The sequence below is a fragment of the Streptomyces sp. NPDC088910 genome (genome assembly GCF_044749865.1).
In the GTDB taxonomy this organism is placed as follows: domain Bacteria; phylum Actinomycetota; class Actinomycetes; order Streptomycetales; family Streptomycetaceae; genus Actinacidiphila.
On sequence record NZ_JBIVIV010000013.1, the window covers coordinates 249,600 to 264,542 of the forward strand.

The 14,943-nt window shown below is 72.7% G+C and carries 13 protein-coding genes; 7 read left to right on the forward strand and 6 right to left on the reverse strand.

Translation table 11 applies throughout. The annotated features are described in order from the left end of the window. Positions 1-139 precede the first annotated feature (139 nt). The gene (nhaA, locus tag ACIP4Z_RS27950; RefSeq protein ID WP_401312677.1) at positions 140-2,041 is read left to right on the forward strand and encodes a Na+/H+ antiporter NhaA; all 1,902 of its coding nucleotides are present in this window, start codon (positions 140-142) and stop codon (positions 2,039-2,041) included. A 59-nt stretch (positions 2,042-2,100) separates the two neighbouring features. Here the strand turns inward: nhaA and ACIP4Z_RS27955 are convergent, their stop codons facing one another. Next, on the reverse strand, positions 2,101-2,331 hold the full coding sequence (locus ACIP4Z_RS27955) for a DUF6296 family protein (protein ID WP_355340867.1): 231 nt from the start codon (positions 2,329-2,331) through the stop codon (positions 2,101-2,103). A 172-nt stretch (positions 2,332-2,503) separates the two neighbouring features. Here ACIP4Z_RS27955 and ACIP4Z_RS27960 point away from each other — a divergent pair, with 172 nt between their 5' ends. The 3 genes from ACIP4Z_RS27960 to ACIP4Z_RS27970 all read left to right on the forward strand — a co-directional run bounded on the left by ACIP4Z_RS27960 (position 2,504) and on the right by ACIP4Z_RS27970 (position 5,385). Beyond that, entirely contained in the window at positions 2,504-2,659 is a 156-nt protein-coding gene (locus tag ACIP4Z_RS27960; RefSeq protein ID WP_355340870.1) for a hypothetical protein, read from the forward strand. A gap of 222 nt (positions 2,660-2,881) precedes the next feature. Continuing rightward, entirely contained in the window at positions 2,882-4,240 is a 1,359-nt protein-coding gene (locus ACIP4Z_RS27965; RefSeq protein WP_391118130.1) for a bifunctional o-acetylhomoserine/o-acetylserine sulfhydrylase, read from the forward strand. Next, entirely contained in the window at positions 4,237-5,385 is a 1,149-nt protein-coding gene (locus tag ACIP4Z_RS27970; protein ID WP_401312788.1) for a homoserine O-acetyltransferase, read from the forward strand. The genes ACIP4Z_RS27965 and ACIP4Z_RS27970 overlap by 4 nt, the downstream gene beginning before the upstream one ends. On the opposite strand, the gene ACIP4Z_RS27975 is transcribed toward ACIP4Z_RS27970, so the two are convergent. The 4 genes from ACIP4Z_RS27975 to ACIP4Z_RS27990 form a co-directional block, all read right to left on the reverse strand. Further along, complete coding sequence (locus ACIP4Z_RS27975; RefSeq protein ID WP_401312682.1) at positions 5,366-7,720, reverse strand: glycosyl hydrolase; 2,355 nt, start codon at positions 7,718-7,720, stop codon at positions 5,366-5,368. The two genes, ACIP4Z_RS27970 and ACIP4Z_RS27975, sit on opposite strands and share 20 nt — an antisense overlap. A 349-nt stretch (positions 7,721-8,069) precedes the next feature. Beyond that, the gene (locus ACIP4Z_RS27980) at positions 8,070-9,110 is read right to left on the reverse strand and encodes a substrate-binding domain-containing protein (RefSeq protein WP_391118126.1); all 1,041 of its coding nucleotides are present in this window, start codon (positions 9,108-9,110) and stop codon (positions 8,070-8,072) included. Between the two features lie 248 nt (positions 9,111-9,358). Next, positions 9,359-10,342 carry an ROK family protein gene (locus tag ACIP4Z_RS27985; RefSeq protein WP_401312685.1) on the reverse strand — a complete coding sequence of 328 codons (984 nt, stop codon included), beginning with the start codon at positions 10,340-10,342 and terminating at the stop codon, positions 9,359-9,361. 274 nt (positions 10,343-10,616) lie between these two features. Further along, positions 10,617-11,339, reverse strand: coding sequence for a DUF2249 domain-containing protein (locus tag ACIP4Z_RS27990; protein ID WP_401312688.1), 723 nt, complete (start codon positions 11,337-11,339; stop codon positions 10,617-10,619). Positions 11,340-11,391: 52 nt separating this feature from the next. Between ACIP4Z_RS27990 and ACIP4Z_RS27995 the strand changes: the two genes are divergently transcribed. Both ACIP4Z_RS27995 and ACIP4Z_RS28000 read left to right on the forward strand, forming a co-directional pair. Further along, positions 11,392-12,123, forward strand: a complete 732-nt coding sequence (locus ACIP4Z_RS27995) for a helix-turn-helix transcriptional regulator (RefSeq protein WP_401312691.1) — start codon at positions 11,392-11,394, stop codon at positions 12,121-12,123. A 47-nt stretch (positions 12,124-12,170) separates the two neighbouring features. Next, on the forward strand, positions 12,171-12,545 hold the full coding sequence (locus ACIP4Z_RS28000) for a hypothetical protein (protein WP_401312791.1): 375 nt from the start codon (positions 12,171-12,173) through the stop codon (positions 12,543-12,545). Positions 12,546-12,583: 38 nt separating this feature from the next. On the opposite strand, the gene ACIP4Z_RS28005 is transcribed toward ACIP4Z_RS28000, so the two are convergent. Beyond that, positions 12,584-13,462, reverse strand: coding sequence for a cyclase family protein (locus ACIP4Z_RS28005; protein WP_401312694.1), 879 nt, complete (start codon positions 13,460-13,462; stop codon positions 12,584-12,586). A 428-nt stretch (positions 13,463-13,890) separates the two neighbouring features. On the opposite strand from ACIP4Z_RS28005, the gene ACIP4Z_RS28010 reads away from it, so the two are divergent. Then, complete coding sequence (locus tag ACIP4Z_RS28010) at positions 13,891-14,940, forward strand: FUSC family protein (protein WP_401312696.1); 1,050 nt, start codon at positions 13,891-13,893, stop codon at positions 14,938-14,940. The last annotated feature ends 3 nt before the right edge of the window (positions 14,941-14,943 follow it).

Consider the following 14,943-nt stretch of genomic DNA (forward strand, 5'->3'; position numbering starts at 1 on the left):
CTCTTCCGGTCCGTCACCGGTCCGTACCAAATACGGAACGCCGCACCGTACCGCTCATCCGTGGATGGCGATTGGACGCGCCACCGGGGTCCCGCTCGTGCCAGGGTGTGGGAAGACCGTTCCTCTGCTGGGAGGCTGGATGTTCCGGGGCTTCACCGCGCCCTTGTCAGGCAGGACCGAGCGCGACCGTACGACGGCCGCCTCCGCGTTGGCGTACATCCGTACCGAGACGGGTAGCGCGGCCGTGCTGCTCGCGGCCACCCTGGTGGCGCTGGTCTGGGCGAATGTCGCGCCCGGCGGCTACGAGTCGGCGTGGGCGACGCACCTGTCCTTCCGCTTCGGGGACCACGGGCTCGACCTGGACCTGCGGGAATGGGTGAACAGCGGGCTGATGACGCTGTTCTTCCTGGTCGTCGGCCTGGAGGCGCGGCGCGAGTTCGACATGGGCGAGCTGCGCGACCGGCGCCGTATCCCGCTGCCCATGCTGGCCGGGATCAGCGGCATGGCCGTACCGATCGCGATCTACCTCATGGTGAACGCGGGCCGGTCCTCGGTGCACGGCTGGGGCACCGCGATGTCCACCGACACGGCTTTCGCGCTGGGCATGCTGGCGCTGCTCGGCTCGCGGTTCCCCGAACGGCTGCACACCTTCATCCTGACCGTCGCCGTCGTGGACGACTTCCTGGCGCTCGGCGTGATCGCGGTGGCGTACAGCGACCACATCTCGTGGACGCCGCTGATCGTCGGGATCGGCGTCCTGCTGGTGGTGTACGCGGTCCGCAGCGCCGGTGTGCGGCGCGGCGCGGTCTACGGGGTGCTGGGGGTGATCGCCTGGGTGGCGTTCCTGCATTCCGGGGTGGACCCGCTGGTCGTCGGTCTGATCATGGGCCTGCTCTCCTTCGCCTACCCGGCGTCGCGGGACGCGCTGGAGCGGGCGACGGGCCTGTTCCGGTCCTTCCGCGAGCAGCCGACCGCGGAGCTGGAGCGCGAGGCGCGGCTGGGCCTGGCCTCCGCGGTCTCCCCCAACGACCGGCTCCAGCGGCTGTGGCACCCGTGGAGCAGCTACGTGATCGTGCCGCTGTTCGCGCTGGCCAACGCGGGGATCGAGATCAACGGCTCGCTGCTGGCCGACGCCTTCACCTCGCCGATCACGCTCGGCATCCTGCTGGCGTACGGGCTCGGCAAGCCGATCGGCATCGTGGGCGCGTCCGCGCTGGCCACCAAGCTGAGCCGGGGCCGGATGCGGCCGTCGGTCGGCTGGGCGGCGGTGCTGGGCGGCGGTTCCATCGCGGGTATCGGCTTCACGGTGTCGCTGCTGATCGCGACGCTGGCCTTCGACGGGGACCAGCTCGCGCAGGCGAAGATCGGCGTGCTCAGCGCGGTCGTCTTCGCCATGCTCAGCACGACGGTGGTCGCGCTGGTCGCCGGGCGGCTGCCGGAGACGCGCAGGGCGCGTGCCCTGCTGGGCACCGCGGAGTCCGTCGTGGACCTCGTCGAGCCCGTCGACCCGGCCCGCGACCATGTCCGCGGGCCGGTGGACGCGCCGGTGACGATCGTGGAGTACGGCGACTTCGAGTGCCCCTTCTGCGGCCAGGCGGAGACCGTCGTACGCGAGCTGCTCGCCGACTTCGGCGACAGCGTCCGCTACGTGTGGCGGCACCTGCCGCTCAACGACGTGCACCCGCACGCCCAGCTCGCCGCGGAGGCGTCGGAGGCCGCCGCCGAGCAGGGCCGCTTCTGGGAGATGCGGGACCTGCTCTTCGAGCGGCAGGACGCGCTCAAGGTGCGCGATCTGCTGGACCACGCGCGGGAGATCGGACTCGACGTGGCGCTGTTCAAGGAGTCGCTGCACAAGCGGCACGGCGCGCGGCGGATCGCGAAGGACGTGGAGTCCGCCGACCTGAGCGGGGTGTCGGGCACCCCGACCTTCTTCATCAACGGCCGCCGCCACCATGGCGCGTACGACATCGACAGCCTGTCCGCGGCGGTGATCTCGGCGCGTGAGCGGGCGCTGGTGGAGCAGGGCGGGGCGGAGGCGTAGGGGACCCCTGGACGGGGCCTACGCCGCCGCGTCCGCGGGGGCTCGCGCGCTCCGGGGTCTCAGGGGTGGAGGGAGCGGACCGCGCGGGGGACGCCGGGGGCCTGGTGGCCGCCGCTGGCGATCATCCGCACCTCGCCGTCCGCGCTGATCTCGGCGCGGACGATCCCCGTCTCGTCCTCGTAGACCGGGTAGCCGCCCGCGCCGGATTTCTCGGTCCTGCGTACGACGACGACGTCGTCCTCCACCGCGGGGGCCTGGAACACCAGCTCGTAGATCTCCGGGTAATCCATATGGGACCTCCTGACCCGCCCATCATCTCCCGCGACGCCCCGGCCCGCCTCTGGGGACCCGGCCGGTACGCCGTCGGTCGCGGCGGTGGCGCGGAAGCGGACGGACACGGTCCCGGAGGGGCTCGGGAGGACGGGTCGAAAGGCGGACAGAGAGGTGAACGCGGACAGAAAGATGAACAACGTGTCACACCGGCCGGTCGAGGGCGCCGGTCCGCTGACACACCGGCCGCCGCTGTGGTTCCCTGGCGTCATGACCCCGCTGCTCGTGATGCGCCGCCACGTGGACTACGGGCGTGTCACGAACATGGCCTGTCCCGCCGTGCGCTGACGTCGCGCTCTCGACGTCCTGCCGCCCGCAACGGCCGCTGATCAGCCCCTTTCACCACGCAAGGCGCGTTCCCGTGCCGCGCCGTGCCACCGCCGGGTGCCGTCCTCGCCGCCCGCCGTACGGGTCGTCGCGGCGGCGGTCCGCGCGCCGGACACATCCGCACATCCGTACGGCGCGCTCCGCGCGAGCCGAGGGCCGTACGCCATTTCCCAGGGGAGAGCCATGACCCAGCCCATCGACTCCGTGACCGCGGGCACCACCGCGGAGGACACCGCGGCGCGGGACCTGCCGGGGTGGTCGTTCGAGACCCAGCAGGTGCACGCGGGCACCGCGCCCGACCCGACGACCGGCGCGCGGGCGGTGCCGATCTACCAGACGACGTCGTTCGTGTTCCGCGACACGCAGCACGCCGCCGACCTGTTCTCGCTGGCGGAGCCTGGCAACATCTACACGCGCATCCACAATCCGACGCAGGACGCCTTCGAGCAGCGGGTCGCCGCGCTGGAGGGCGGTGTCGCGGCGGTGGCGCTGGCGTCGGGGCAGGCCGCGGAGACGCTGGCGATCCTCACGCTGGCGCGCTCCGGTGACCACATCGTCTCCAGCGCGTCGCTGTACGGCGGCACGTACAACCTCTTCCGTCACACACTGCCGAAGTTCGGCATCGAGGTGTCCTTCGTGGAGGACCCCGACGACGCGGACGCGTGGCGGGCGGCGATCCGGCCGGAGACGAAGGCGCTGTTCGCCGAGACGCTGGGCAATCCGCGCGGCAATGTGCTGGACGTGCGGGCGGTCGCCGACGTCGCGCACGCGGCGGGTCTGCCGCTGATCGTGGACAACACGGTGCCGACGCCGTTCCTGCTGCGGCCGATCGAGCACGGCGCGGACATCGTGGTGCACTCGGCGACCAAGTTCCTCGGCGGGCACGGCACGACGATCGCGGGCGTGGTCGTGGACGGCGGGACCTTCGACTTCGGGGCGCACGCCGAGCGGTTCCCCGACTTCACCGAGCCCGACCCCAGCTACCACGGTCTCCAGTACTGGCCCGCGCTCGGCCCCGGCGCCTTCGCGGCGAAGCTGCGCGTGCAGCTCCTGCGCGACCTCGGCCCGGCGCTGTCGCCGCACTCGTCCTTCCTGCTGCTCCAGGGCGTCGAGACGCTGTCGCTGCGGCTGGAGCGGCACTCGACCAACGCGCAGGCGCTCGCGGAGTGGCTGGAGGCGCGTGACGAGGTCGCGGTCGTCCACTATCCGGGACTGCCGTCCAGCCGCTGGCACGACGCGGCCCAGCGCTATCTGCCGCGCGGGGCGGGCGCGGTGCTCGCCTTCGAGCTGCGGGACGGCGCGGAGGCCGGAAAGCGGTTCGTGGACGCGGTGTCGCTCTTCAGCCACCTCGCCAACATCGGTGACGTGCGGAGCCTGATCATCCACCCGGCGTCCACCACGCACAGCCAGTTGGACGAGGAGCAGCTCGCCGCCACCGGCACCTCGCCGGGCCTGGTGCGGCTGTCGGTCGGCATCGAGCACATCGACGACCTCAAGGCCGACCTGGAGGCGGGCTTCCGCGCGGCGAAGGGCGCGTCCTGAACACCGCTGCCACCACCGGGGTCCCCCTGCTGCCCGCCACGGGCGCCTGGCAGCCGGGGGACCCGCCGGGGCGCCGGAACTGGCACGCCCTCGACCGGCCGCTGGCCCTGGAGGCGGGCGGCGAACTGCCCGGCGTGCGGCTGGCGTTCGAGACCTGGGGGCGGCTCGCGCCGGACGCGTCCAACGCGGTCCTGGTGCTGCACGCCCTGACCGGCGACAGCCATGCGGCGGGCCCGGCGGGTCCCGGGCATCCGACCGCCGGGTGGTGGGACGCCCTGATCGGACCGGGCCGCGCGCTGGACACCGACCGGTGGTTCGTGGTCGCGCCGAACGTCCTCGGCGGCTGCCAGGGCAGTACGGGTCCGTCCTCGTACGGTCCCGACGGTCGTCGCTGGGGCGGCACCTTCCCGTTTCTGACGCAGCGTGACCAGGTCGCCGCCGAGGCGGAGTTGGCCGACGCGCTGGGCATCGGGAGCTGGGCGCTGGTGGTCGGCGGGTCGATGGGCGGGATGCGCGCCCTGGAGTGGGCGGTCGGTCGCCCCGACCGCACCCGCGCCCTGCTGCTGCTCGCCTCCCCCGCCGCGGCGAGCGCCGAGCAGATCGCCTGGGCCGCCGTCCAGTCGCACGCCATCCGCTCGGACCCGCACTGGCGCGGCGGCGACTACCACGACGCGGGTCCGGGCCGAGGACCGCACGCGGGGCTCGGCCTCGCGCGGCGGCTGGCCCACATCACCTACCGCAGCGAGGGCGAACTGCGGTCCCGCTTCGGCCGCTCCGCGCAGGACGGCGAGGAGCCCTGGCGCGGCGGACGGTACGCCGTCGAGTCGTATCTCGACCACCACGCCGCCAAGCTGGTGCGGCGGTTCGACGCGGCCAGCTACGTCGTGCTCACCGAGGCGATGAACGCGCACGACATCGGCAGATCCCGCGGCGGTACGGCGGCGGCCCTGCGCCGCGTGACCGCCACGACCCTGGTCGCCGGAGTCGACTCCGACCGCCTCTACCCCCTCCCCCAGCAGGCCGAGTTGGCGGCGGGCATCCCGCACTCCGACCGGCTGCGGATCGTCGAATCGCCGTACGGGCACGACGGATTCCTCATCGAGACGGATCAAGTGGCCGCGCTCGTCAGAGAACTGACGGCGTGAGGGGCATGGGGTGCCGGCGGAAGAACTGCCACATCAGGGCGTCGGCGCTGATCTCCCGCGTCGTCGTACCGTTGCCCGCGGAGTCCTGAGGTGATCCCGGCCAGGTGTGACCGCCGTCCGACACCGAGTACAGCTCGACGTCCCCGCCGTCGCGGCAGCCTCCGTAGACGGTCCGCTGGACGTGTGCGGTGGTCTGGGTGGTGGCCGGTCCCGTCGTGCAGCCGTTGAGGGAGGCCCAGCGCTGCTGGGCGACGGGTACCGAGTAGTGCCAGGCGGCGCTGTCGCCGCCGCCGTAGTACGGGTTGGTGTTGTCCTGCTGCCCGTGGAAGGCGATCACCGGTACGGCTCTGCCGGGCGCGCAGGACGCGGCATCGGGCCGGCTGCCGTCGGCGGGGTCGGGGCGCCCGGCGCGGATGCCCGCCACCGGGGCGATCGCGGCGACCTTGTCGGCCAGCGCGCACGCCAGCGCGGAGGTCATCCGGCCGCCGCCGGAGTAGCCGGTCGCGTACACCCGCGCCGGGTCAACGCAGGCGGAGGCCGTGACCGTGTCGATCACCTGGCGCAGGAATCCGACGTCGTCGCGGGTGCCCTGCGGGGTGACGGAGGGAACGTTCCAGATGAAGCCGCCGCCGCTGGGCACCACCCCGGTGGGCGCGGCGACGACGAAGCCGTTCGCGTCGGCGGTCGGCGCCATGTCGCTGTACGCGAGCTGCCCGGCGCCCGTGCCCTGGCTGCCGTGCAGATCCAGCACCAGAGGCAGCAGCGCGCCTTGGGCGCGAGCCGGGATATGGACGAGGACCTGGTAGGTCGCGCCGCCGAACGACACCGGCGTGTTGTACTGCCCGCTGCCAAGCGCGGGCACGCACTGATCCGGCGCCGTCCCTCCCCCGCCGGGGAGGTTCCACTTCTGCCAGGCGTTGGCGTTGGAGTCCCAGATCTGCAACTGGGTGCCGTTGGCCGTGCTGCCGCCCGGATCATCGAGGAAACGGCCCGACTGAGGATTCCTGAGCTGGCCCGACGCCTGGGCCTGCCACTGCTGCGCACCCGAACCGTTGCACGTCCAGAGCTGGATCTTCGTCCCGTTCGCCGTCCCCTGGCCCGTCACGTCCAGGCACTTGCCCAGCGCCCGGACCGTACCGTCCGAACCGACCGTCCACGACTGCGCGTTGGTGCCATTGCAGTCGTAAAGCTGCACGGGAGTGCCGTCCGCGCTGCTCGCCGACGCCACATCCACACACTTGCCGCCGACACCCGTGATGGGTCCCGTACGAGCGGACGGCGAGGTCGGAGGAGAGGTGGGCGGGGTGCCGGTGGGGACGGTGAACTGGCCCTGGCTGAGGACACGGGAGGTGGTGAAGGTGGTCTGGAGACCGGCGGTGGTGTTGGCCGAGGTGAGGTAGTCGGACCAGATCATGAACCAGGTCCACAGCGGCTGGGCCGCCAACTGCGCGGGCGTGGGGACCGTGCCGACCTCGGCGAGCGAAACCGGCTTGCCGTGGGCCTGGTTGACGATCGCCTGGTACCACTCGGTGCTGGCCGAGCCGTGCACCCACGGGTCGAGGCTGGCGACGTCCACGTACGCGTCACCCGGGTAGTAGTCGGCCACGTGGGCCGCTCCGCCGTCGATGTCCTTGACGTTCCAGACCCAGATGATGTTGTCCAGGCCCTTGGACTCCAGGTAGTCGTGGGTGATCTGGAACAGCCGGGCGCTCCCGGCCGCGCCGGTCTTGCCGCCCCACCAGGCCCAGCCCTCGTTCATCTCGTGCAGCGGACGGAACAGCACGGGGATGCCCGCGTCCTTCAACTGCTGGACGTACGGCACCACTTGGTCGAGCTTGCGCTTGTAGTCGGTGTTCAGCGTCGAGCCGTCCGTGACGAGTTGGCTCCACTCCGGGTCCGACAGGTGGCTGCCCTTGATGGGGTTGGGGCCGGTGTCGAAGTCGCAGGTCGCCACGTCGGGCCGGCACATGTGCCAGGTCAGGTTGACCAGTGAGCCGTTGGCCCACTCGGTCTTCGCCTGGTCGATCATCGTCTGACGATTGGCGATGTCGTCCGGCCGGAAGCCGAACTCCCCGCCCCACAGCCCGGCCCACTTCCCGGTGATCGAGTGGGCCTGGGCCGTGTAGGCCGAGGGCTGGCTGAGCGGTTCCTTGTTGTGGACGCCACTGATCACATGGTTCCCGCTGATCTGGTGCAGGTAGCCGATCACCGCGTCGGGCGTCGAGGCACCGGTCGCCGACGCCTGCGGCGGCGAGGTCGCCAGCCACGCCCCGGCCACCAGCGGCAGCGCGGCGAGCAAGGCGGCCCGCCTGCGGGTGAAGATCTTCGCTCTCATCGGACCCTCTCATGTATCCCATGGGGGTGGAACGTTGCATGCCGCGCGTCCGTGGCAGCGAGATGTCGCGTCATCGCGGCCACGGGAAAACAGCGGAAAGACCAACGCCTGGAAGCTAGAACTCTGGTCTAGGCCATGTCAATGAGTCCGGCACAGGTTCTAAAACGTGCCAGTGACTCATCAGTAACCAGGGATGGATTACGGGGCACGGCCGGGCACGCGAGAGAGCGCGGGCGGCCCACAGCGCGGGGAGACGTACTCGTACGGACGAGGAACACGGGGCCGACAGCGGTGGCGCGGCGCGCCGTCACCGGCGATCCGACCTCAACAGCCCGACGACAGCGCGGTGTTACGGCCTGGGCGGCGGCGCCGTCGAACCCCTCGGGACGAGGCCGGGGATCTGGGCCGCGTGGGACGCGGGCTTCTGATGCGTCATCACATCGAAGAGCGTCTCGGTGACGTCGGCGCCGAAGGAGAAGATGTCGTGCCGCATCGCCGAGAGCATGGGCCGGGTGAGCTGGCACAACTGCGAGTCGTCCCAGGCGAGCAAGGACAGGTCCTGCGGTACGGACAGGCCGAATTCGGCGGCCACGCCCAGCGCGGTGACGGCCATGATGTCGTTGTCGAAGACGATCGCCGTGGGGCGCTCGGCGGAGAGCAGGAGCGTACGGCAGGCGCGGCTGCCCTGGTCGGCGGAGAAGTCGGCGACGACGGTCTGCGCCGACAGGCCCAACTCGGCCGCCGTCTCGGTGAACGCGCGGGTCCTGATGGCGCTGTGCCCCAGCTCGGCGGGTCCGCTCACCCGGGCCACCCTGCGGTGCCCGAGCGCCGCCAGGTAGCGGACCGCCTCGACGGTCGCGGCGGCGTCGTCGGTCCACACGGAGGTGAACGGACCGGCGAGCGAGGGGTGTCCGACGGCCACGGCGGGCAGGCCGATCGCGGACAGCGCCGGGATGCGCGGGTCGTCCACCCTCAGGTCGACCAGGATGCTGCCGTTGACCCGGTTGCCCTGCCACCACTCGCGGTGGACCTCGATCTCGTCGTCGGCCTCGACCAGCCGCAGCAGGAGCGAGCAGGAGTGGCGGCCGAGCACGCTCTCGATACCGGAGATGAACTCCATGTAGAACGGTTCGAGGCCGAGCATCCGCGCGGGTCTGGCGATGGCGAGTCCCACGGTGTGCAGCGCCCGGCCGGACAGCGACTGCGCCGCCTGGTTCGGGCTCCAGCCCAGGTCACGGGCGGCCTGGAGGATGCGTTCCTTCGTACTGGACGACACGCCCGGCTTGTTGTGCACGGCGATGGTCACAGCGGACGGCGAGACTCCCGCACGCCGGGCGACGTCCTTGATCGTGGCCTTGCGCCCGCCGCCCGCTGCTGCCGTCTGGCTCACCCGGATGTCCGCCTTCGTCTCGTGGTCGGGCCGTGCCGAGACGCGCCGCACCGGGGCCGGAAGTCGCGGGTCGCGGGGAGTCCCGGCCGAGGGGTGGACCGTGCGAGCCGCCTCGTCGGCTCAGCGTACACTCAAACGTTGCATATGCGCCGGTCGGCGCCGGTCGGCGACGGTCAGCGGCCCAGGGAGCCCCGGAGCCGGTCGACAGGCCCACGCCCCGGCCGTACGCCGCGACGCGGGCCCGTGGCTCAGCGCGCTCCGGCCGTGGCCGCTCCCGCGATGGCCGCCGCACCGACCAGTCCGGCGTCCCCCCGCAGCGCGGCCCGCTCCACGAGTACCCCGGCTGCGAACGGCAGCGCGGCGTACGACTCCAAGTGGCGGCGCAGCGGCGGGAACAGCACGTCGGCGGCCTCGGCGACGCCCCCGCCGATGACGGCCGCCTCGATCTCCACCAGGGTGGCGACCGCCGCGATGCCCGCGGCCAGGGCCCGCGCGGCGGAGTCGAAGGCCGCCAGCGCGACCGGGTGGCCCCGCCGGGCACCGACGGCCACCGCCGCCGCGTCGGCCGGTCCCTCCTCGGGCCGCCAGCCCTGCTCCAGCGCGCGGCGCGTGATGGACGTGCCGCTCGCCAACTGCTCGACGCAGCCCCGCGATCCGCAGACGCACGGCTCGCCGAGCAGGTCGACGGTGATGTGCCCCAGATGCCCGGCGTTGCCGGTCGGCCCGCTGCGGACAGCGTTGTCAAGAATGAGTCCGGCGCCGACACCGGTCGAGACCACCATGCACAGCGCGTTCCGGTATCCGCGCGCGGCGCCGATCCAGTGCTCCGCCGCCGTCATCGCCACGGCGTCGCCGCACAGCACCACCGGCTTTCCCGCCACGGCGGGGTGCGCCCGTACGCGCTCGACGATCGGGAAGCCGCGCCAGGCGGGGATGTTCACCGGGCTCACCGTGCCCGCCGCGATGTCGACAGGACCCGCGCTGCCGATGCCCAACGCCGTGACCGCGCGCCAGTCCTGATGCTCGGTCAGCTCGGCCAGCACCTCGAGGACGGCGCCGAGAACCGCCGAGTCGGCGCCCGCGGGCGTCGGACGCCGGGCCCGGTGGCGTACGCGGCCCTCGGCGTCCACCAGCGCTCCGGCGATCTTCGTCCCGCCGATGTCCAGGGCGGCCAGCAGTCGCCCTCCGACCTCGGGCAGGGGCAAGGACGGCTGCGCGGCATCAGTGGCCATGGGGTGGATCTCCGTTCACGGCAGAGAGACGGGAGACGGGCCGGCCGTGGGAACTGGCCCCATTTAGGCGTGCGTCAGCGCAAAGGAGTCGATCTCGGACCAGCATGCTACTACAGCGTTTTATGGACGACGACACGCCATGCCGTGCCCGCTGCCCTCCTGTCGCGGTCCGGTCCGCGCCCGGTGTCCTCCGCACCGCCCGGTCCGGGCAGACCTCGACGGCAACGGGAATCACCGCCGGCCGCGCGCCATGCGGCCGCTCACACGCGGTCCCTCAGACGCGGGGGCTCGGCGGCGCGAGGACGAGGGCCTGGCGGCGCTGATGGACGGTCAGGTAGCGCAGCCCGTGCGGACCCGCGGTGAACGCGCGCAGCGAGCGGCGCGGGAGCCACACCAGATCGCCGGGGACGAGGGGGACTTGGTCGAGTTCGGTGGTGAGGCGGCCGTCGCCGTCGAGGATGTGGACGAGCACGTCGAGGTCGGGACCGAGGTGCGGTGCGATGCCCGCGTGCGGCGGGAGTTGGATGATGTTGGAGTCCAAGTCGCGGTCACGCATGCGCAGTTTCCACACCGCGCCGGAGGCGTCGGGCACGCCCGGCGATGCGACGGCCGGGGCGCCCGGACCGTCCGCGGAATCCGGGAAGGCCGGGGCCGCCGAAACCACCGCGGAGTCCGAAACCACCAGGGAGTCCGAAACCACCAGGGAGTCCGAAACCACCGGGGAGTCCGGTGGCCGCGCGCCAGTCAGGACGCGGGGCAGCGAGGTCGACGCGAGTTTGCGGATGCGGATCCGCCACTCCCCCGGCGCCTTGTCCTCGTACTGCCAGTCGTGGCCGCCCGGGTGCTCCGTGTCGAACTCCTCGCGCAGGTGGCGGGGGTCGTGGTCGTTGACCAGGACCAGCGAATCCCCTACTGCGAGGGCGTCGTACGCGGCGAAGACGGCGGGGTGCCTGCCGGGCTTGGGCAGCGGACGTACGTCGAGTTCGGGTCCTGGCACGGGCCGCGCCTCCCTCTATTTCTACAAGTGGCAATTGTGTAAACTCTAGCGCATGACGCCTCCCTCCGATCCCGCCGACGCCGTGACCGACGCGCCCGCCGGCCGTCGGCGGGCCGTCCTCGACCTGCTCCGGCGATCGGCGGCGCCGCTGAGCATCGCCGACATCGCCCGCCGCCTCGAAGTGCACCCGAACACGGCCCGGTTCCACCTCGACACATTGGTGGGGCACGGGCAGGCGGAGCAGGTCACGGCCGCGCGCACCGGGCCCGGAAGGCCGCCGCTGCTGTTCCGCGCCAGCCCTGGCATGGACCGGACGGGGCCGCGCAATTACCGGCTGCTCGCGTCGATCCTCGTCGAGGAGCTGTCGCACAGGCCCCGTCCCACGCAGGCGGCGGTGGCGGCCGGGCGCGCCTGGGGCGGGGAGTTGACCGAGGCACCGGACGCGGCGGCCCCGTCGGGCACGGTCACCGAGGCGCGCACGACGGTCACCGAGGCGCGCGCGGTCGAAGGTCTCATCCGCCTGCTCGACGACCTCGGCTTCGCCCCGGAGCGCCCGCCGCGCGGCGCCGTCGACCGGATCGGCTTGCGGCACTGCCCCTTCCTCGACCTGGCGCAGGAGCGGTCGAAGATCGTCTGCCCGATCCATCTGGGCCTGATCCAGGGCGCGTTGGCCGCGATGGAGGCGCCGCTGACCGCCGAGCGGCTGGAGCCGTTCGTGGAACCCGACCTCTGCGTGGTCCACCTCGGCCGGGCGGCACGCCCCGTGGAAGGGAAGGGGCGTTGAGCGCGTCGGCGGCGGCCTCGGTGGCCCTGGTGTTCACCTGGCTCGGGATGGTCCTCGCCATCTCCTTCCTGGAGACGCCGCTGAAATTCCGCGCCCCGGACGTCACCGTCCGTATCGGTCTCGGCATCGGCCGCCTGGTGTTCCGCGCGCTCAACTCCGTCGAAGGGGTCTTCGCGGTGACCCTGCTGACCGTCGCGGCCAGCGGGCCCCTTTCCGCCCGCGCGACGGTCGCGCTGACCGCCGCCGTGGCTCTGCTCGTCCTCCAACTAGCCGTGGTACGGCCCCGCCTGACCCGCCGTTCGAACGCGGTCCTGGCCGGGCAGGACCCGCCGCGCTCCCACGCCCACTACGCCTACATCGGCCTGGAAGCCGCCAAGGTCGCGGCCCTGATCACGACAGGCACCCTGCTGCTGGCCGGTTGACGCCCGCGAGCCGGTCCCCACGGTGCGGAACCGGCCGCTCAGAAGAGGGCGATCGGGTTGACCGGGACACCGGTCATGCCGTGGATACGCGGCGGCGCGACGGAGAGCAGGAAGCTGTAGCGCCCCAACTCCGCGCACAGCGCGGCGAGATCGTCGAGCTGTGAGGCGTCGATCAGGGGCATGGCCATCCGGCCGAGTGCCACGCCGTGCAGCGGCGACGGCGCGTTCGGATCGAGCGGTGGGAAGGCGTCGCCCCGGTCACCGGTGTAGACGGCGACCTGGCGGTGGTGTATCCAGCGCACCGCGTCGAGGCTGATGCCCGGTGTCGGTGTGCCGGGGACGGGCGTGGCGGGCCAGCCGAGCCGGATCGCGAGGGCGTCGCCCGAGCGCACCTCGACGTTCTGCCGCTTCTCGGCCTCCTCCAGGTCGTGCGAGGTCACCGCGTGACCGGGCGCCAGCGGGCCGTCCACGGCCAGGTCGAGCAGCACCCCGCGTGTGACGATGCCCGCGGCGAAGGCCCCCGTCGAAGCGAAGGTCACGCCCGCGGCGGTCACGACCTGGTCCCTCGGACGTCCGGGGTAGACCTGACCGTCGGTCGACCAGTGCGCCAGCGCGTCGATGTGGGTCGAGCCCGCGTGGTGGTTCTGCGTCAGCGTCAGATCGGCCGCCACGGGAACGCCGGTGTAGGACATCATCTGCTGGACCGGGGAGACGTCCACCGTCGTCGGCGCGAACGGGCTGCTGACGATGGGGGTCGGCGTGATCGGCTGCGCCAACGACACCCACCGGCCGGTCCGCACCTCGGCGGCGGCCTGTGCGCGTACGGCGTCGGTGATCAGATTGAGCGTGCCGAGTTCGTCGTCGGAACCCCAGCGGCCCCAGTTGTCCGGAAGTTCCTGCTCGGTCGGATCGGTCACGTGAGCGCTTCCCCTCTTGCGATGTGCGGGAGCCGCGCGATGCGCCGAACTGCCCTTGTTCGCCCCGGCCGGCGCACCACCAGCGGCCAACAGCATACGGTCGACACCCTTTTCACACCTGCCACATCCGGGATCGGACGGACGGGGTGGCAGCGGCGGGGATCGTGACGCTCGACGCAGCCGTTCCGGCCGGGACGCCACCCGCCTCCGCGCGGCCCGCGCACCCGCCCGACGGCGGGAACGGGCGGCGGGTCCCGTGACATACCGTCACCCCGATGCGTGCCGTGACGTGCGCGGCCGGGTGTTACGGCGAAGGGTGGGAGGTTCAGGGCGCCGCGCCGGGCGGGGGCTCCGTACCGGAGGTTTGCGCACATGCGGTCCCTGCACCCGTCGCCCGCCCGCTCCGTACCGGCGGACGTACACCGGTCGTGACCGGGGAGGACACCGCGACACCGGCCGTGAGCGAGGAGGACACCGCGACACCGGCCGCCGGGTCGCCGCCGCGGGTCGCCTGGGCGTGGCCCGGCTTCGCGCGCGGTCTGCTGTACGCGCTGCCGGGCGCCGCGGTGGCGCTGCACGATCCGGGCGCGGGCATGGCGCTGGCGGTGGGCGTGCTCCCCGCCGCCGTCATGCGCATGCCCGCCCGGCGGCGGGCCCGGTTCATGACCGTCGTGGTCGGCCTGTGCACCGGCCTGCCGATGGTGCTGGGGTCGCTGCTGGTGCAGGTGCGGTGGGTCGCGGTGCCCGGCGTGTTCCTGCTGGCATACGCGTCCGCCGTCGTCGCCGCACGGCGCCCGGCAGGGATGGTGCTGCTCGTGCTCAGCCTGCCCATGGTGGGCGCAGGGCTGAGCTATGACGACGTGTCCCAGGCGCTCGGCATCACCGGGCTGATCGTCGCGGGCTCCGCGTACGCCTGGCTGGTGTCGCTGCTGTGGCCGTCGACCGCGCCGCCCCCCAGGCCGCCGGGCCCGCCGCACTCCGCCGAGCAGGCCAGGATGTACGGTCTGCGGCTCGGCGCGGCCGGGGCCGCCGCGGCGGGCTGCGGTCTGGCGCTGGCGCCGACGCATCCGGGCTGGCCGGTGGTGGCCGCGCTGATGGTCATGCGTCCGCGGCCCCAGATGCAACGGCTGCGGTCCTTCGGCCGGGTGCTGTCGGTGCTGGCCGGTGGCGCGGTCGCGCTCCTGCTGCTCCGTAACGACGCGCCGGACTGGGCGTACGCGGTGACCGCCGCGGCCACGCTCGCGCTCGCCGCGGCGACCCAGGGCAGCCGCTGGTATCTGACCCCCGCCTACTCGACGGTCCTCGTGCTGCTCCTGCTGCTGCACGCGGAGCCCGACCAGGCCCGCGCCCGGGCCGACGAGCGTCTGTGGGCCACGGTCGCGGGCGTGGCCCTCGCGTATCTCTTCGGCCTGCTCCTGCCGAGGATTCTGCGGCTGCCGGCGGTGTCACGCCTGCTGGGGGCGACGGGACACGGCTGACCA